Genomic DNA, 18042 nt, shown 5'->3' on the forward strand with positions numbered 1-18042 from the left:
TGGTTCCATAGAAGCCATGAGCGAAGAAAATAAGGACAACATCGCCGCTGACAACAGCAGCGATTCGCAGCAGCCCTCGGCAGACGCAGCGCCGCAGGGGACACAGCAGGAACCCCAGCAGGCTTCTCAGCCGGTACCCACTGAGCAGGACTTGGAGTCCTGGTCTGCCGACAGTGATGGAAAAACCAAGTCGTGGTACTCGATTCCGAACGCCGCATGGGCGCTAGCTGTCGTAGCATTGATCGTTGTCGGCGCAGCGGGCTTCTTCGCTGGCTCGCGTTCGGCTAGCTTCAACGGCGTGAGCACCGTCAACATGGCGGGCGTTGCACCAGGCAAGGGGGAAATTGCGCCTGTACCTGGCCCGAATGGCTCTTTCGACGCCAGCATCTACGGCCCAAAGGCGGGAGCGCAGCTAAAGTCCCCGGAGGATATGGACAATGTCCACCGCCGCAATGAAAATGATCCTTTTGCTCTCGGTGCAGTGGATGCGCCGGTCGTAATCTCGATCTACTCGGACTTCGAATGCCCGTTCTGCGCGAAGTTCACAAACGAAACCGAGCCTGCCCTCGTGGAAAAGTACGTCAATGAGGGACTGGTCCGCCTGGAGTGGAACGACATGGCCATCAATGGCGAGAAGGCCATCAAGGACGCTGAGGCCGGCCGTGCCGCGGCAGCTCAGGGCAAGTTCTGGGAATTCTCCCGTGCGCTGTTTAAGAAGGCCGGCGAGAAGGGCCAGGGCCACCCGGAGTTCACTGAAAAGGAACTGATTTCCACCGCTCGTGAGGCTGGTGTTCCAGACATGAAGCGCTTTGAAAAGGAGCTTAAGGACGGCAAGTGGACCGAGGCAGTCAAGAATGCCACTCAGTTCGGTTCCATGCTGGGCATTTCCGGTACTCCGGGCTTCCTCGTTGGAACTCAGTTCGTCTCAGGCGCGCAGCCTCTCGACGTGTTCGAGGACAATATCGAACTGGCTCTCATCCACGCCAAGCGCATGGAGGAGGCTGGAAAGTAGGCTAGCTGGCTTGTGGCTGGTTTACCCGCGCAGCTGCACGAAGCCGCCCGCGCAAGCTGCGCTAGCCCTGATTCCGGAAGTACTCCACGGTACGGGCAACACCCTCCTGAATACTCATAGCTGGTTCCCAGCCGAGTACCTCACGCGCCCGCGTGGGGTCTAACGCCGACCGCGCCACATCGCCAGTGCGCGGTGGCGCAAACTCCGGATTATCCTCGGCATGCGCAGCCTGCGCCACCAACGAGTGCAGCTGCCGATCCGAGGTTTCTACACCGGTGCCAATATTAAAGCGCATTCCACCACCGACCTCGCCGGATGCGCGGTAGAAAGCATCCACCACATCGTCGACATAGACATAGTCGCGGGTATTTCCTCCGTCACCGAATACCTTGGTTGGCTCTCCCGCTAGCAGTCGCTGAGCGAAAATAGCCACCACACCGGCCTCGCCGTGCGGATCCTGCCGCGGACCGTACACATTCGCCGGCGCGATGTGCGAGCATTCGAGCCCGTAAAGATTGCGGAACATATTCAAGTACAGCTCGCCCGTCGCTTTAGAAGCGGCATAGGGGCTCATCGGATTGACCGGCACGCTTTCCGACACCGGAAGCTCTTCCGGCGTGCCGTAGATGGAACCGCCCGAAGATGTAAATACAACCTTGCGGACACCGTGCTTTCGGGCCGCATCTGCAAGTTTGATTGTGCCAATGATGTTCAGCGTCGCATCCCGCACCGGGTCGGCCACGGAAATCCGCACATCAATCTGCGCTGCGAGGTGGAAAATAACCTCCGGGCGGTTTTGCCCGAGCAGCTCGTCCCAGTCCACCTCCAGCACATCGGCGGTTATGAACTCAAAGTCGTCGTTAAGCGATGCCTGCTGAAGGTTTTCCAGCTTTCCGTGGGAGAGATCGTCCAGCGCAGTGACCGCGTACCCTTCAGCCAGTAGCCGGTCAACCAGCGTCGAACCGATAAATCCCGCACCGCCCGTCACCAGCGCGCGTGGTTTCTCGCTTGCCGACGATACTGTCATCTCGGTGGCCGGTGATTCGTTCTTGTGCTTCTCCATAGGAAAAACTATAGGCGCTCGGTAAGGAAAACCGCTTATACATGTGCCAACCTCACATTGACGGGGTTGATTAGCTTTCCGAGGAACGGGAGATTACTCACCGCGCTGTGGCAGATTGACAGTGGAATTGAAGAAAATAACCGCGCCCATCAGGATAGCGATGACCATACCGCCACCGAGCATGACCGGGTAGGTCATCCAGGAGATGGACTCGGATAGCTTGGTCAGAATTGCCGGGAACGCGAAGCCGATGTAAGTCAGGCAGTAGAAGATACCGGTCAGCCCGGCCATATCGCGTGGGCCGGCGATGCGCTGTACCTCGTTGAGGCCGGTAAACATGGACAGGCCGTAACCGGTGCCCAACACCAGCGCTGCAATAAATGCCGTCACTGCAGTGGGGTTGGTGGACATCCATGCGGCCATTCCCATACCGATAACGACAATGCCGATTGCGATTAGCGAACCGCGGGCGTTGTACTCGGTCACAAAGCGTGGGCCAATCTGCTGAATACCAAAACCACAGAGCAGCGCAAACAGTGTGACCATTGCGGAGTAGAACACCGGCTGGGAAACATGCTCTTGCAGCAGCGACGGAATGATTGCGTAGGCGACACCGGCTGCACCGAAGACCCACGGCGCTCCCATCGCGGCGACCAGCAGGAAGCGACGGTTAGTTACCGATGGGGTGCGTAGGGACTCCCAGACCGTCTCTCGCGGAGCGTTGCTGCCGCCCAGATGCGGCGACTGGCGGGTCTCCGGCACAGCCAAAAGACCGAAGATTGTCGGGATAGAAATCAGGATATGGATGATATAAGCCAACTTCCCCGGCAGCGGTGCGAACTGCGCCAGCGTGCCGGCAATACCTGCACCCAGACCAAAGCCCAGGGTCAGGGCCATGGACTGACGTTTCGCGCCCGAGGTGGAGGTGGCCTTGGGGTCAAAGCGCGGATCGGAAAGCTCCTTTACCCACGAGCCGCCCACGGCCATGACAATGCCGACTGCCAAGCCCGAGATGAAGCGACCAGTGAGGATGAGCGGGGCGGTGGTCTCGCCTAGCGCGATAAGGGTCGACCCCAGGATCGAGAGAACCGGCGCGGCGAGCATCACCGGCTTGCGGCCGATACGGTCCGAGATCGGGCCAGAAATCAGCAGCGCCGGTGCGATGCCGAGGGCGTAGACCAGCAATAGAAGGTCAATGAACACTGGCGCCAGGTCGGCGTTTTCGCGGTACATCACCATCAGTGGCGTGAATTCATTGCCACCCCACGCGACACCGAAAACTGCAATTGCGGCGAGCAACCACATTGGCGTGCCCTTATTGGCTTTGGAGCTACCGTAAGGTACCTCATTTTCATTGCCGTTAGATCCTGCGTGAGAAGACATGCCGTTTACTTTACGACGGCCCCCAGCGCCTTGTGCACAATGGTGGAGATTTGAGCCCTGGGCTAACCACAAAGGATGTGCTGAGATAGCTTCAGCGCTTAGTGGCACCGCCGACTCAAATGCCCCTGAAACCTGGGGCTCACACCCCCGTCTCGGGGTGGCATGTTGCCGACCTTGCTTCCCTGCCCCATCCGGGGGCAGTGTCCTTTTCGACACTACATCGTTATTGTTCTGTTATTTTTTCCGTACCTTGAGCCACTTTTGCCACACCATTCACACAACTTCTGAATATATAATTACAAATTAGTTCAATGTGGGGGTAGTCGAACAGCTATAAAACGCAGATTTCCCCTATTTAAGACAATCTCACGCCTAGACGCCCACTAGGTCGCGCAAATTGAGCCAGAAACAGCTCGTCGTTAAGTAGTGCCCAACACACCCCCTTTTGCACACCCCCGAATCCGCCTATTTCAGGCATGCGTATAAATAAATCGGTCACAAACAAAGGAAATCTACCGCCATTCACCGACCCCCATTACCCCCGTTGTTCACTTTTTGTCACCGCTCGCTGAAGTTCAAACGCTGGTCGCTACCGGTCTGGCTGTGTAAGAATTCGACACCGTCAAACATTCTGTCCTTTCCCCAAGCGCTGGCTGAGAAAAACCTGGGGCGATTTCTGCGCGACCGCTGAGATCACCAAGGTCCTCGATGGCCGTGCGGACGGGTATGTAAAGAAAGTCTTGTTATTTATGACTACTTCGATCATCGCGAATGATCCCAAGCAGCGCCGTCAGGTGCTCACGGGAACTCTCGTGGGTACGACCATCGAGTTCTATGACTTCCTGATTTACGCTCAGGCCGCAGCTATCGTGCTTGCTCCGCACTTCATCGAGCCTGCTGCACAGTCGAATCCACAGGTGGCCCAGGTCCTCGCTTGGGCAACCCTGGGTATTTCCTTCCTCTTCCGCCCACTTGGCGCTATCGTCGCCGGCCATATCGGTGACCGTTACGGCCGTAAGATGATTCTGGTCTTCACCCTCATCGGCATGGGTGCAGCTACTTTCTGCATCGGCCTGCTGCCGACCTATGAATCAATCGGCATCGCAGCACCTATCCTGCTGGTTCTGCTCCGAGTCTTCCAGGGACTTTCCGCGGGTGGCGAATGGGGCGGCGCAGCCCTGATGTCCGTGGAGTACGCTCCGAAGGAAAAGCGCGGTCTCTACGGCGCATTCCCGCAGGCCGGTGTTCCGCTGGGTCTGACCCTGGCTACCGGCACCATGCTGGTTGTTATGGCAATCGTCGGCGAGGAAGCCTACATGGAGTGGGGCTGGCGTGTGCCGTTCCTGCTGTCCTTCATCCTGGTTCTGATTGGTTACATGATTCGCCGCAGCGTCGACGAGTCCCCGGTCTTCCAGGCTATGCAGGCTGAGTCCGCCGAGCGCTCCGCTCCGCTGCCAGAGCTCTTCCGCAACCACTGGGGCAAGGTCATCCAGGGTGCCCTGATCTTCGCTGCCCAGCAGGCTACCGGTTACCTCGTGATTGCATTCTTCGGCGCTTACGCACAGAAGACACTGGGCTACCCGGCAACCGTTGCATGGACCGGTACTCTCGTCGCCGGTATCTGCTGGACCATCTTCATGTTCATTGCTGGCGCTTGGTCCGACCGCATCGGCCGCGCTAAGACCTTCATCATCGGCTACGTCGTGATTATGATTTGGGAGGCCGTCATGTGGAACCTCCTGGATAAGGGTCCGTTCCTGTACATCATGACCGTCGCAGTTCTCACCCTGCCGCTGGCCCTGACCTTCGGTCCGCAGCCGGCCATGTACTCCGAGATGTTCCCGGCTGAGGTCCGCTACTCCGGCGCTTCCATCGCTTACGCCATCGGCGCGGTCCTGGGTGGCGCATTCGCTCCGATGATTGCCCAGATGATCATGGATGCCACCGGCAACCCGTTCTACATCTCCGTCTACCTGATGGCCATGGCTATCCCGGCACTGATTGCCCTGTTCCTGCTTCCGAAGGGTCTCGAAGACCGAGACCTGATCGAGCACCCGGAAACTAACCTCGACGAAGTTAAGTCGCGCGTCTAGTTCCCACAGCTAAGGGATCTGCCCCACCGAGGGTTGATTACGTAAGCCGTCGTCAAGCATTGCACAACACAGCATTTGCTTGACGACGGCTCTTGCGTTTCCACCTTCTTTTTCTCCCGGTAACCTGTTTTCTCTTTTCTCGGTCCCGATTTCCTCATGAGTTTCTCAGTCGAAAGCGACTGACAAGCCCCAGATATCCCATTAACGTTGGGTTATGGCACAGACTTCTTCCAGCTCCACGCGAATCCCCCGCCGGCGCTCAACCGACGCACCGAAGGCTCTCCCCTCCCGTCCTGAACCCGAAGTCGCAAACGCATTGCAAAAGGTCTTGGACGGCTATTTTCCCGAAGCACGCGCTGATGTCCGCACCCTCTTAGAAGATCCCTCCCTGCGGCCTAGCTCTGGGCTGACTGTGGATGAGGCCAGGCAGCGTACCACCAAGGCGCTGTCCAAGGTGCTGGAGACCGGCATGCCCCAAGGTGCGTTCCGCACCGACCAGGGCGGCACAGGAGATACCGGTGGGACTCTCTCCGGGATTGAAATGCTCGGCCACACCGACTTGTCATTGATGGTGAAGTCCGGAGTGCAGTGGGGCCTTTTCGGCGGCGCTGTCAGCAACCTGGGAACTGAACGCCACGGTGAATTGGTGCGTGATCTCATTGAGCTGCGGGCTCTCGGCTGCTTTGCGATGACCGAACGCGGCCACGGCTCGGACGTGCAATCACTCGAGACCACGGCACACTACGACCCTGACATGGAAGAGTTCATTCTTCATTCGCCCACCGCTTCCTCTGAAAAGTGGTTCTTGGGCAACGCCGCGCGCGATGGGCGCTGGGCTGCGGTCTTTTGTCAGCTCTACACACCAGGGCAGGAAGAATCTCACGGCGTGCATTGCATTGTCGCCCGGATCCGCAATGATGACGGTTCGCCTGTCGACGGGGTTGCTATCGGCGACCACGGCACCAAGGGTGGCCTCTTGGGAGTGGACAACGGCACTCTCATGTTCGACCATTACCGCGTGCCGCGGGAGAACCTTCTTAACCGTTTTGCAGATGTCTCGGCTACTGGCGAGTACACCAGCGATATTGACAGCCCCAATGCACGATTTTTCACGATGCTCGGTGCTCTCGTGCGTGGCCGTGTGACAGTCGGTGCAGCTGCTGGTGCGGCCACCCGCACTGCACTGACCATCGGCACCAAGTATGCACACCTGCGGCGCCAATTTGCTCCCGACGATTCGCTGCCGGAAAAGAAACTCATTGAGTACCGCCAGCACCGAATCCGGCTCCTCCCCCGTATTGCGCGTTCTTACGGTCTGCAATTTGCTACCAACCTGCTAATCAAGCGGATTCACGACCTTGAAGCGGAAGGGCTGGACCGTGCGAATCTAACCCTGGAGCAGGCTCGCGATCTGCGTGAAGCGGAGGCGCATGCCGCTGCATTGAAGGTCGCGAACACCGCGCATGCCACCGATGCCATCCAGGAGATGCGTGAGGCCACCGGTGGAGCTGGCTACATGGCAGAGAACCTGTTGACCATTCTCAAAGAGGACTCCGACGTATTCACTACCTTTGAGGGCGACAACGTGGTGATGTTGCAGCTGGTCACCAAGGAACTCTTGGGTGGTTTTGCCCGGGAGGTACAGAGTTTTTCCAACCTGGAAATGGTGCGCTTCGGCCTCGACAATTTCAGTGGCATTTTGCGCCGTCGCACCGGTGCGGACGCCGTCGTTCAGAACCTCTTGGATGCGCTGACTGACGCTGATGAGTCCTCGCTCTTTGACCCCGCCAGCCAGATGCAACTGCTCATCGAGCGCGAGAATCGACTTCTCAAGTCCCTTGCTCGCAGGCTGCGCCCGGCGCGGAAACTGCCTGTTGAAAAGGCCGCGAAGCTGGTGGACAAGGTCCAGGACCACATGATTTCCTGCGCGTGGGCGCATATAGATCGCATGCTCTTGGAAGCATTCTTCGAAGCCGAATCCACACTCACAGACGAGCGCTCTCAAGAAGTGCTCGAGCAGGTTCGTGATGTGTTCTTCCTATCGGTCGTCTGCGATAACGCCGGCTGGTTCTTGGAGCAGTCACTGCTCACCGGTACTCGCACCAAGGGCGCGCGAGCGGGATTGGCCGACTTGGTTGATTCCCTTGGCCCCTGGTCTGAGGTACTTGTCGACGCCTTTGGTGTCCCCAGCCCCATGCTGGATATCCCCATGATGGAGCCTTGCGACGCGATGACGCCGAAGGCTAAAGCCAACCCTGCTAGTTAGCGGGTTGGCGGGTTGGCTGCTGTGGTGGACACTGTGGCGGTGACTGGTGTGAGGTAGCTACGGCCTGGATGGGCAGCTTGGCTACTGCGCCAAGAAACCTTCCAGCCCAGCCACAGTGGCCTCTGCCAAGCGCTGACGGCCTTCGCTGGAGGTTAAGAGGGCAATGTCGCTGCTATCGCGCATGTTGCCGTATTCGACCAGTGCCTTTGGCTTTGTCGATAGGTTGAGTCCGGTGAGGTCTGCACGCGGATTCAGCCCTTCGCTGCCGAGATAGTTGGATGGAGCAAAACCAGCGGCAACAAAGGCATCGCGCAGGGCGGTCGCCAGCGCGGTAGATCCCTGCTCGTCATTATTGGCGAGCGGCTGAGAGATCGCAGACACATGGAATCCGCGGTTGCCCTCTCCAGCACCATCTGCGTGGAGGCTCACCACAGCATCGGCGTTGGAGGCATTTTCCTTCTCTGCACGGGCATCGATGCAATCTGCACGACCGGTGTCATCCTTGCGGCTAAGTAGCACCTGAGCACCGCGCTGTTCGAGCAGCTGCTTGATCTCCTGTGCCATCAGCCAATTGAACTCGTGCTCCGGGAAGCCGTCGTTAGAGGCGGTGCCGGAGGTATTACACGGCTTTTGACCGCCACGGCCGTCTGTGACCATCAGGTCGGCAGGTGGTGGGGTGCCCGCGTGGCCTGGATCGAGGTAGATGACCTTGCCGGCTACAGCGCTAGAGCCGTCGGCACGCGAAGTAGCGCGATTAGCTTGCTGTTGTTGTGCATCGCCCGGAGCGACTGCGTCGGGGCTAGCAGAATCAGGCATTGCGGACTCCTCATTCGGCGGAGTGGGGTTCGGCATCTGCATGGCCTCTTCTTCAGCTGCCAAGGAGGTTTGCGTTTCAGTCGACGCAGCTTGCTGAGCGCTTCCTCTCTCGGAAGCCTCCGTGTCGATGGTGCAGGCCACAAGACCGGCTGGCAAAGTTGCCGCAGCCACCAAAGCCACAGCCAGTCGCCCTGCTGATTGTTGCATTGTTAGTCGCTGGTGTCCGGGCTGCCGCATCGTGCGTTCTCCTAGTATCCGCGTACCTGCCATGTGCTGAGTAACAGTAGCAAACACCCGATTGAGAGTCGCTGGCTCCGAGGTTCCCTCCTTTCGTCTCGGAGAATCACTGCACGTCGGGGCCTATGCAAGATTTTTCAGGAGTTATCACCGAGGGGTATCGATGTAGAGGTCCTCGACGTGGCCTTTCGCCTCTGTCTGAATGACTCATTCGATTCTACTTGTACAGGCTGGCGTGGCGCAGCCCGGTTGACAATTCACTTGAAATTTATCAGGGCTGCTGATTTCTGTGAATCATGCCTCCGCCGAAAGGGGCGTGTGAGCACAGGTTACTTTTAGCGTGTTCAGTACACCGCACGGGATGGTGAAAGACCCCGCGAGTTACCAGCCGCGGGTGGCCACTCGGTCCCAGAGCGCGTTGCTCGCCAGCTCACCGACGCCCGCTGGTGAAGTACCAACGAACGCGTCTCGTGCCTCAGGATCATCAGCAAGGATGTAGCGGAACCACGCGGTGGCGTAACCGTCTCCGAACTCTAAGACGTCCTTGTGATCCGCGCCCAGGCGGCGTGCAATGACTGCCGGACCACCAGCTGATTGAAAGCTCTCCTCTAGGTCTGACCACGGGCTGACAAGCCAGCGGTCCGAACGACCATCGCTGGTCATCAAGAATAAAGGTGCCTCTACGTTGGCGGTGGTGTAGTCCCAGTCATTGGACTTTGCCACTCTGTGGGAGGCCGGGCTCGCCGCATACACGGCTGCTACCTCCGCGTGGGCCGCAGCGTTGATGGCGCCCGCACCACCCTGTGAGTGTCCGAAAATGCCGACCCGTGATCGGTCCACACGGGAATCCAATTCCGGCAAGTGCTCGATTAGGTTCACGACATTCTCCCCTGTTCCAGTTTGGAGAGTCTCATCGCCGACAACCACGAAACCCCAACTAGCCAGGTGTTCCGCCACGGGCAGATAGCTGCTCAACGGCGTGTTCGTACCATTAGCCATGACCACCGCCGGAAACGGTCCCGCGCCCGTCGGTGCCGCGATGGTCACGTCGCCGTCGCGCTGCACGTCGACTGCGTGCGGCCCCTCGCCCGCGAACGACGCTTCCAGCGGGCCACCCGTTTCAGCGCTATACCCGGCAGCCACGCCGTCATCACCGGTCACGCTGTCTGCATCGACCCACTGCATGAATCCCACAAACCCGACAAACGCCACCACAATCACGGCCACGGCAATCATGCCAACCACAAGCTTTTTCATGCTCTATATTGTGTTTCCCACGAGAGTGAAGGTCACTAGCGCTAGCACTACTTTTCCTGTACACAGCGCATGACCTGGCACCACCTATAAGAACGTTGGCCTGTTATACAGCTCCACTGCAAGAGCAAAAGCTTCCTTACTCTTCTCTAGGAGCCGCTCAATGATCTCTTCTTGCCCCTTATCCACGGGGGACCATTCTAACTTCTGCTCCCGATTCACCTCTTCGGTGTTCTCAGCCTGTGCCCTGTCTACACTCGGAATAGCACGGATAATCTGGGACAACTTAACCAGTGACGATAGGAAAATACCCCAGCTGGAACCCTGTTCTAGCTGGGGCATAATGGAGCCGCCTGCGAGAATCGAACTCGCGACCTTCTCATTACGAGTGAGACGCTCTACCGACTGAGCTAAGGCGGCACGCACATTGCGCTGAGCTTTCAAGCAAGCAGAAATGACCCTGCACAAAATGTACAAGCGGTAATACTACTGCACTGCCCCCATCGCTACCAAAATGGGGTCTGCAGTCCGCTGAATTAGGCGTCTCTCCCGGATTACCTGCGACCAACCTGCCCTGCGATCTGCAATTTAGCCATCAATTCATCCATCAAGACCGTCAGCTTCACTGCCGTCACGAGCATGCCGCGAACCTCAGTTACGGCATCGATGGATGCCAATATTGCCTCCGGCGGAAGACGTCGGGCTAACTCCGTGGCTGTCCGGCGACGGTCTGGATTTATGAGGTAGACGGAGCCATCCCCAAACTCGGAATCAGCGGCAGAGCTCAAATCCCCCGAAGCAGTCCCACCAGCACGTTCAGCCCCAAACGCCAGCACCAAAGCATCACGGTAAAGCCCCATAATGTCGGTCAACGATAGGTCAATCAGATCCGACTCCGCACGCCTACGCCGACGCTTCTGATTATCCTCCAGGTCCTTAATCACACCTTTAGAGCCGCGCAGTGCCGCCTGCGCACCCTTTCCAGACGCCCCGACGCCCAGCGAACGCTCGAGGTTCTCCAGCTCCTCAGCCTCCAGTGGCTCCATCCGCCGCTTCACCTCGCCAGCCACTTCGTTGGCTAGCTCTCGCGCCGCCAAATACGACTTCGCCGGGTCGAACACGGCCTCCACGAAATCCAGAGCCTTGCCCCGCCAGGCACGCGAGCCCTCATCGGAGACAAAGCCACGCGCACGCCCAATGTGACCATTGGACACCATCGCGGCCCAGACCGCTTGCTCGTCGGTAAGCTCTGGCCGCTCGGCGCGCAGGAGGTTTGTGACGTCGTCGATATGCGGCGTCGGCACATAGACATGGCGGCAGCGCGAACGGAGCGTAACGGAGAAATCCTCCGCGTTCGTCGTTGGTGCGCACATGATGATGACGGTGCGCAGCGGCGGCTCTTCCACCACCTTAAGCAGCGCATTTGAGGCGGACTCGTTGAGGCGGTCGGCGTCTTCGATGATCAGCACGCGGCAATCCGCCGTCGTGGGCATCTTGTAGGCCCAGGGCCGCAGCTCGTCCCTCACCGTCGCCACGGAAATGATGGTGCCCTCCGGGCGCACGATCTTGATATCGCCATGCGTTCCCGCCAGCGCAGTCCGACAGCCCTCACATTCGCCACATCCGGGGTTGTCATGTCGCGTGCACAGCAGCGCCGCCGCAAACGCCGTCGCCGTCACCGACCGCCCCGACCCCGCAGGGCCAGTGAACAGCCAGGCGTGCGTCATGTCCGAGTCGCGTGGCACATCGCTTAACGACGACCCCGCGTCCCCACCTTCCGGCGAAACCTCCGCCCCATCGCCTGCCAGCGGTTGACCATTGGCAAAGCGATAATGCGCAGCGCGCACAGCAGCCTGCAGCCGCTGGCGAACCCCACCGGTTTCGGGCATACGAGAAAACACGCTGCGCTCTGTCATGGGCTCTGTCATGGCCACAACTCTAGCGCGCCCCACAAGACTCTTGTGAGGTAACTACTCCCTGCAATCCAGGGTTGCCACTAAGGTAGTAGTCATGCAACGGCTCTGGCGAAATCTGAAATGGCTAAGTGGGACAATGTGGCCTGCTTATGCCTCATTTATCTTCGTCTGCAACCTTGTCGGAGCCATGATTGTCGGCTTGTTCCTCGGCATGCTGTTGCCACTGAACCAAGAAACTCACTTGCCACGGTTGGCTAATGGTGTCATTTATGCCCTGGCTGGGTACCTGGTTCTGGCAATTATCGCGGGCATCGGCACTACCTGGATCCTGTTCAAACCGCTGGTGAAATGGCAGCGTCATCCGGATATGCACGATCCGCGGCGGGTGCGCTATCTGGTCATGCGCGTGCCCGTCTATCAGGCACTTTTGGGTACCGTCATCTGGTCTTTGGGCGTGATTGTCTTCAGTGGAGTTGCATTCGCCTATGACAGCAAGATTGGCATGATGGTGCTGCTCACCTCAGTGCTCGGTGGCGCCATGGTGGCGCTGCTGACTTACCTGATTGCGGAACGCATGGTGCGTCCTGTCGCCGTGGAGGCGCTGGCACGGAGGGCTCCGGATTCTTCGCTGGAGCCACCGATTGGTCACCGCCTGCGCCAGACATGGGTGTTGACCAGCGGCGTTCCAGTGGTGTCAATCCTGCTTGTGCTGATAGGTCAGCGCCGTGGCCTATTTACAGATGACGCGGCAGATTTGCTGCCTACGATTACCGCGTTGGCAGTTTTGGCTCTGATCACCGGCTATTTCGGCACGATGCTGGCCAGCATGTCCATCGTTGACCCGATTCGGGATCTCACGGGTGCAATTAACAAGGTCCGCCAGGGCCAGGTGGATACGCGCGTGCCTATTTACGACGGCTCCGAGATGGGTGTCCTCCAAGCGGGCTTCAATGAAATGATGCGTGGCTTGCAGGAGCGCCAGCGGGTGCGTGACCTCTTCGGTCGCTATGTCGGTTCTGAGGTTGCCCGCAAGGCACTGGAAGAAAAGCCGACTTTGGGCGGTGAGGATCGTCTGGTCGCGGTGCTATTTGTGGACGTGATTGGTTCGACCAACTTCGCGGAGCAGAACTCCCCGGAGGTCGTTGTCCGTGAACTCAACGCCTTCTTCGACCACGTTGTTGACTGTGTGCACCGCAATAAGGGCATTATCAACAAGTTCCAGGGTGACGCGGCTTTGGCCGTTTTCGGCGCTCCCCTGCCCCTCGATGACACTGCTGGTCACGCTCTCACCGCAGCCCGTGAACTGCGCGAGGAGCTGCTCGACCTCCAGCTCACTGCCGGTATCGGCGTCTCCGCTGGCCACGTCGTTGCCGGCCACATCGGCGCCCGCGACCGCTTTGAGTACACGGTTATTGGTGACGCGGTTAACCAGGCTGCCCGTCTGACTGAGCTGGCTAAGGACACCCCGGGCCGCGTGCTCGCCACGGCTTCCACTATCCGCCTGGCCAACGAGGACGAGCAGGCTCGCTGGACCACCCTGAAGTCTGTGGAGTTGCGCGGCCGCACGCACATGACACAGCTGGCGCGACCGGTGCGTCCGACGCTTGCCGACGAGGCCTAAGGGGCGCCGAAATTGTTGGGTTCGCCAACCTGCACACCCCCGACAGTTCCTTTACGTTGGAGGAATGACTGACAACCGACCCAGTTCTAGCACCAACCCCAGACCTCGCATGCTCGTTCCCGACGCTGCGCGTGGGTTCGCGCTCCTCGGCATCGCTATCGCGAACATTGCCACCGCCTGGCTGGTGGCAGATCCCGAACTGCCCGCAGCATTCTTCGGAGGCGTCATAAACGACAGCATCGCCGACAAGGCCACCGTGCTGTTTACCGCTGTGACCGCACATAGCCGCGGGCTGCCGATGTTCGCAACGCTGCTCGGCTTCGGTGTCGGACTCATTGTCCGCAGTTTGGCCAGGAGGAACTTTCCACGGTCGCGGGCGCGGGTGGTCGTCGTAAAGCGATATGCGTTCCTGGGGCTGTTCGGCATCGCGCACATGCTGCTTCTGTTCTTTGGCGACATCATGTTTCTCTACGGCATCTGCGGCATCATCCTGGGGCTGCTTATGGGGCTTAGCAACAAGGTGCTGACGATTCTCGCGTGGATTGCGCTGACGATCAACGCTGCACTGAGCCTGCTGTTTTTGGGATTCGTAATTGCGATGCCCGACGCCGAGTTCGTCGGCTCCGACATGAGCGAGTTCGTCAACGGCGGTGCAATTGAAACGAGTTACCTGGATATGCTCGCCGCGAACCTCCAGGTCCTGACAATGAGCATCACTACCCTGCCGCTGCAGCTGTTCCTCTACCTGCCGGTGATGATGATCGGCTTCGTATGGGCTCGCAAGGGCGTGCTTGACGACGTTGACGCGCACCGCCCCCTGCTTATTCGGTGGCTCGTGGTGGCCGTGATTGTCGCCTTCGGTGTCGGAATCCCTATGGGGTTGGCAGCGATTGGAGTTCTTCCAGCCGGACAGCACATGGCCTTCTTGGTAATTAATAACTTTGCCGGAGTGTTCGCCGGTCCTGGCATCCTAGCCGGGCTGGCGTTGGCGCTGCAGCCGCTCCAGCGACGCCTGAACGAGGGCGCCGCTGTGCCTGGTTGGCTGGTACCGATTGTGGCGCTCGGCAAGCGTTCGATGACGGGCTACCTGATGCAGTCGGTGATTTTCTTTGTGCTGGTTTACCCGTTTACTCTGAACATCCCGCGCAACATGGGCGCGTTCGTGCAAACCCTCATCGCTGTAGGCGTCTGGTTGGTGACCCTGTTGGCCGCGTGGGCGATGGAGCGTCGCGGCATGCAGGGGCCGTTTGAGAAGGTGCATCGCCGGCTGTCGTACGGGCCGACGATGCGGGCGGAGCTGACCGGGGTCGGTGGCCCCAAACCAACTCCGCAGGAGGCGCCGGGTGCGGCGGGCACGCCAGGTGTGGCGGGCGCGGCGGGCGCTTAAGGCCTAACTGCCCTACTTGCCCCGGCGGGTCGCCTTCACCACTCGCTTGGTGGTGCGCTTGACTGCCTTCCTGGTGGTCTTCTTCGCAGCCTTCTTCGTGGTCTTGCGAGTCGACTTCTTCGCAGCCTTCTTAGTGCCACCATCGGCGGCTTCCTTCGCGCGACGCTCAGACAGCAGCTCGCAGGCGCGGGCATCGGTCAGCGTCTCAGGCGTATCACCCTTGCGCAACGAAGCATTGGTGACACCATCGGTGACGTACGGACCGAAGCGGCCATCCTTCACCGACATCGGGCGGCCGGAGACATCGTTGTCGCCCAGCTGCTTCAGTGGCGGCTTCGCAGCAGCACGACCGCGGCGCTTCGGCTCAGCGTAGATACGACGAGCCTCGTCCAATGTCACGGTGAAAATCTGCTCTTCGTTAGCCAGTGAACGCGAGTCCGTGCCCTTCTTCAGGTACGGACCGTAACGGCCATTCTGAGCAGTAATAACCTCGTTATCGACCGGGTCGACACCGACCTCGCGCGGCAGGCTCATCAGCTTCAGAGCCTCTTCCAACGTGACAGTCGACGGCTCCATGGAGGAAAACAGCGAGGCCGTCTTCGGCTTCAGAGTTTCCTCGATGATTTCCGCGGTGCGCTTTTCCTTCTGCTTGGCAGCGGTCTTGGTTTCCCAGTTCTTCTTTCGCTTGCCCTCGGCAGCGCGCTGAGCGTCCTCTTCGGCGCGCTCAGCTGCGATGATCTCCTCAGCCTTGGCTACGACACCTTCGCGCTCTTCATCGGTGACCAGCTCGGTGACGTAGGGGCCGTAGCGGCCATCGCGAGCAACAATCATGCGACCATTGGCCGGGTTAATGCCCAGCTCACGACCACCCTGCGGCATGGCCAGCAGCTTCTCGGCGGCGGCCAGATCCAGCTCGTCCGGAGTCATGGCCTCCGGGATGTTGGCGCGCTGCACCTCGTCGGCACCGTTTTCACCGGCACCCGGGCGCGTACGCTCCAGGTACGGCCCATAGCGGCCAACGCGAACGATGATCGGGTTGCCCTCGGCATCGTCGAAGAGGTGGAGCGAATTGACCTTCCGAGCATCAATCGATTCCAAGTTCACGTCGATGATGTTCTTCAGACCACCGTGGGTCGCAATGGCGTCGGCTCCCTTGTGGCGGTGATCCTTGTCATCACCGAAATAGAAACCGGTCAGCCAGGTCGTGCGATCCTTATTGCCCGCAGCAATGCCGTCGAGCTCATCCTCCAGCTCGGAGGTGAAGTCGTAGTTGACCAAATCGGAGAATGCTTCCTCCATCAGCCCCACCACGGCAAAGGCCACCCACGAGGGCACCAGAGCGTTGCCGCGGGAGTAGACGTAGCCGCGATCCTGAATGGTCTTGATAATCGACGCGTATGTCGACGGACGACCAATTCCCAGGTCCTCCATCTTCTTCACCAAGCTGGCCTCGGTGAAGCGCGCAGGCGGGTTGGTGGAGTGGCTGTCGGCGCTGAAGTCCGTGGCCGTCAGGCCCTGGCCTTCCGTCAACTGTGGCAGACGCTTCTCAGCGTTGTCGGCGACCTTACGGCCGTCAGAAAGCGCGGAGACCTCGACGTATGCCTTGAGGAAGCCCGGGAAGCGAATCGTGCGTCCGGTGGAGGCGAACTCGACGGCGTGCGTGTCGGTGGCGCCAGCGATGGTGACCTTCATGGACGTGCCGCGTGCGTCGGCCATCTGCGAGGCGACGGTACGCTGCCAAATCAGTTCGTAGAGCTTGAATTCCTCAGCATCCAGCGATCCCGCCAGCTGCCCCGGCGTTGCGAATGTCTCGCCAGCCGGACGAATTGCCTCGTGCGCTTCCTGCGAGTTCTTCACCTTGCGCGAGTACTGGCGCGGCGCATCGGCGACGTACTCCGAGCCGTAGAGCTCCAGCGCCTGCTTACGCGCGGCGTCGATACCGGCCTTGGACAGCGTCGTGGAGTCGGTACGCATGTAGGTAATGTGACCGTTTTCGTACAGGCGCTGCGCCACACGCATCGTGCGCTCAGAGGTGTAATGCAGCTTGCGGCCCGCCTCCTGCTGCAGCGTAGAAGTCATGAACGGCGGGTACGGGCGGCGCGTGTACGGCTTCTCCTCCACCGACGCGACCTTGAGCTCAGAGCCCACGAGGTCCGCCGCCAGGGTTTCGGCGAGCTGCTTATCGACGACCCGGATGCCATCGGACTTCTTCAGCTGGCCACGGTCATCGAAGTCTCGGCCCTGCGCTACGCGCTGACCATCAACGCTGGTCAGGGTTGCGACGAATTCCTTCGGCTGGTTGGCGTCAGCAGAAGCCGAGCCGGTGTCCAAAGTTGCGGCGACATCCCAGTACTCAGCGGAGATAAACGCCATGCGTTCACGCTCACGCTCGACGATGACACGCGTCGCCACCGACTGCACACGGCCTGCCGACAGGCGCGGCATGACCTTCTTCCACAGCACCGGTGAAACCTCGTAGCCGTAAAGGCGGTCGAGGATACGGCGACCTTCCTGGGCGTCGACCAGGTTCTGGTCCAGCTCACGGGTATTGGCGGCGGCTTCCAGGATGGCCTGCTTGGTGATCTCATGGAACACCATGCGGCGCACTGGCACCTTGGGCTTCAGAACCTCCAGCAAGTGCCAGGCAATAGCCTCGCCCTCACGGTCGGGGTCAGTTGCGAGATAGAGTTCGTCGACTTCCTTGAGCTTGGCCTTCAGGTCGGCGACTTTCTTCTTCTTATCAGCGCTGACGACATACAACGGAGCAAATCCGTTGTCGACATTCACACCCAGCCGAGCCCAGGGCTCTTTCTTGTAACGAGCCGGAACGTCAGCTGCGCCACGGGGCAAGTCGCGAATGTGTCCCACCGACGCCTCCACGATGTAATCATCGCCGAGATACGGCTGAATCTTGCGAGCTTTCGTCGCTGACTCGACAATTACAAGGCGCTTGAGGCCGTCTGAATTCGCCATAGAAGTTTTTCTATCCTGCAA

General features: G+C 59.6%; 11 protein-coding genes and 1 tRNA gene. 5 read left to right on the forward strand and 7 right to left on the reverse strand.

Going from position 1 to position 18042, the window contains the following annotated elements:
• The first annotated feature begins 16 nt into the window (after positions 1-16).
• Positions 17-1012 (forward strand): DsbA family protein, encoded by a 996-nt coding sequence (locus tag HMPREF2860_RS06920; RefSeq protein WP_070628695.1) that lies wholly within the window; start codon positions 17-19, stop codon positions 1010-1012.
• A 61-nt stretch (positions 1013-1073) separates the two neighbouring features.
• On the opposite strand, the gene HMPREF2860_RS06925 is transcribed toward HMPREF2860_RS06920, so the two are convergent.
• On the reverse strand, positions 1074-2039 hold the full coding sequence (locus tag HMPREF2860_RS06925) for a GDP-mannose 4,6-dehydratase (protein WP_070628800.1): 966 nt from the start codon (positions 2037-2039) through the stop codon (positions 1074-1076).
• A gap of 129 nt (positions 2040-2168) precedes the next feature.
• The gene (locus HMPREF2860_RS06930) at positions 2169-3458 is read right to left on the reverse strand and encodes an MFS transporter (protein WP_070628696.1); all 1290 of its coding nucleotides are present in this window, start codon (positions 3456-3458) and stop codon (positions 2169-2171) included.
• A gap of 749 nt (positions 3459-4207) precedes the next feature.
• On the opposite strand from HMPREF2860_RS06930, the gene HMPREF2860_RS06935 reads away from it, so the two are divergent.
• Entirely contained in the window at positions 4208-5551 is a 1344-nt protein-coding gene (locus tag HMPREF2860_RS06935) for an MFS transporter (protein WP_070628697.1), read from the forward strand.
• 214 nt (positions 5552-5765) lie between these two features.
• Positions 5766-7817, forward strand: a complete 2052-nt coding sequence (locus HMPREF2860_RS06940; RefSeq protein WP_070628698.1) for an acyl-CoA dehydrogenase family protein — start codon at positions 5766-5768, stop codon at positions 7815-7817.
• A gap of 81 nt (positions 7818-7898) precedes the next feature.
• Here HMPREF2860_RS06940 and HMPREF2860_RS06945 read toward each other — a convergent pair whose 3' ends face one another.
• From HMPREF2860_RS06945 to HMPREF2860_RS06965, 4 genes are all read right to left on the reverse strand, one after another.
• On the reverse strand, positions 7899-8840 hold the full coding sequence (locus HMPREF2860_RS06945) for an N-acetylmuramoyl-L-alanine amidase (protein ID WP_239392962.1): 942 nt from the start codon (positions 8838-8840) through the stop codon (positions 7899-7901).
• Positions 8841-9251: 411 nt separating this feature from the next.
• The gene (locus HMPREF2860_RS06950; RefSeq protein WP_070628700.1) at positions 9252-10127 is read right to left on the reverse strand and encodes a poly(ethylene terephthalate) hydrolase family protein; all 876 of its coding nucleotides are present in this window, start codon (positions 10125-10127) and stop codon (positions 9252-9254) included.
• Between the two features lie 341 nt (positions 10128-10468).
• Positions 10469-10544, reverse strand: a tRNA-Thr gene (locus HMPREF2860_RS06960).
• A 134-nt stretch (positions 10545-10678) separates the two neighbouring features.
• Entirely contained in the window at positions 10679-12052 is a 1374-nt protein-coding gene (locus HMPREF2860_RS06965; RefSeq protein WP_070628702.1) for a DNA polymerase III subunit delta', read from the reverse strand.
• Positions 12053-12134: 82 nt separating this feature from the next.
• On the opposite strand from HMPREF2860_RS06965, the gene HMPREF2860_RS06970 reads away from it, so the two are divergent.
• Positions 12135-13661 carry an adenylate/guanylate cyclase domain-containing protein gene (locus HMPREF2860_RS06970; protein WP_210386747.1) on the forward strand — a complete coding sequence of 509 codons (1527 nt, stop codon included), beginning with the start codon at positions 12135-12137 and terminating at the stop codon, positions 13659-13661.
• A 64-nt stretch (positions 13662-13725) separates the two neighbouring features.
• Entirely contained in the window at positions 13726-15048 is a 1323-nt protein-coding gene (locus HMPREF2860_RS06975) for a DUF418 domain-containing protein (protein ID WP_316247735.1), read from the forward strand.
• Between the two features lie 12 nt (positions 15049-15060).
• Here HMPREF2860_RS06975 and topA read toward each other — a convergent pair whose 3' ends face one another.
• Complete coding sequence (gene topA, locus HMPREF2860_RS06980) at positions 15061-18021, reverse strand: type I DNA topoisomerase (RefSeq protein WP_070628704.1); 2961 nt, start codon at positions 18019-18021, stop codon at positions 15061-15063.
• Positions 18022-18042: the final 21 nt, after the last annotated feature.

Origin of the sequence: Corynebacterium sp. HMSC064E10 (assembly GCF_001812505.1) — a bacterium.
Lineage (GTDB): Bacteria > Actinomycetota > Actinomycetes > Mycobacteriales > Mycobacteriaceae > Corynebacterium > Corynebacterium amycolatum.

What these genes read in the sequence shown, in the direction of transcription:
- HMPREF2860_RS06935 (WP_070628697.1), top strand. Translation starts at nt 4,208, where the DNA reads ATGACTACTTCGATCATCGCGAATGATCCCAAGCAGCGCCGTCAGGTG.
- HMPREF2860_RS06970 (WP_210386747.1), top strand. Translation starts at nt 12,135, where the DNA reads ATGCAACGGCTCTGGCGAAATCTGAAATGGCTAAGTGGGACAATGTGG.
- HMPREF2860_RS06920 (WP_070628695.1), top strand. Translation starts at nt 17, where the DNA reads ATGAGCGAAGAAAATAAGGACAACATCGCCGCTGACAACAGCAGCGAT.
- HMPREF2860_RS06950 (WP_070628700.1), bottom strand. Translation starts at nt 10,127, where the DNA reads ATGAAAAAGCTTGTGGTTGGCATGATTGCCGTGGCCGTGATTGTGGTG.
- HMPREF2860_RS06930 (WP_070628696.1), bottom strand. Translation starts at nt 3,458, where the DNA reads ATGTCTTCTCACGCAGGATCTAACGGCAATGAAAATGAGGTACCTTAC.
- HMPREF2860_RS06945 (WP_239392962.1), bottom strand. Translation starts at nt 8,840, where the DNA reads ATGCAACAATCAGCAGGGCGACTGGCTGTGGCTTTGGTGGCTGCGGCA.
- HMPREF2860_RS06975 (WP_316247735.1), top strand. Translation starts at nt 13,726, where the DNA reads ATGACTGACAACCGACCCAGTTCTAGCACCAACCCCAGACCTCGCATG.
- HMPREF2860_RS06925 (WP_070628800.1), bottom strand. Translation starts at nt 2,039, where the DNA reads ATGACAGTATCGTCGGCAAGCGAGAAACCACGCGCGCTGGTGACGGGC.
- HMPREF2860_RS06965 (WP_070628702.1), bottom strand. Translation starts at nt 12,052, where the DNA reads ATGACAGAGCCCATGACAGAGCGCAGCGTGTTTTCTCGTATGCCCGAA.
- topA (WP_070628704.1), bottom strand. Translation starts at nt 18,021, where the DNA reads ATGGCGAATTCAGACGGCCTCAAGCGCCTTGTAATTGTCGAGTCAGCG.
- HMPREF2860_RS06940 (WP_070628698.1), top strand. Translation starts at nt 5,766, where the DNA reads ATGGCACAGACTTCTTCCAGCTCCACGCGAATCCCCCGCCGGCGCTCA.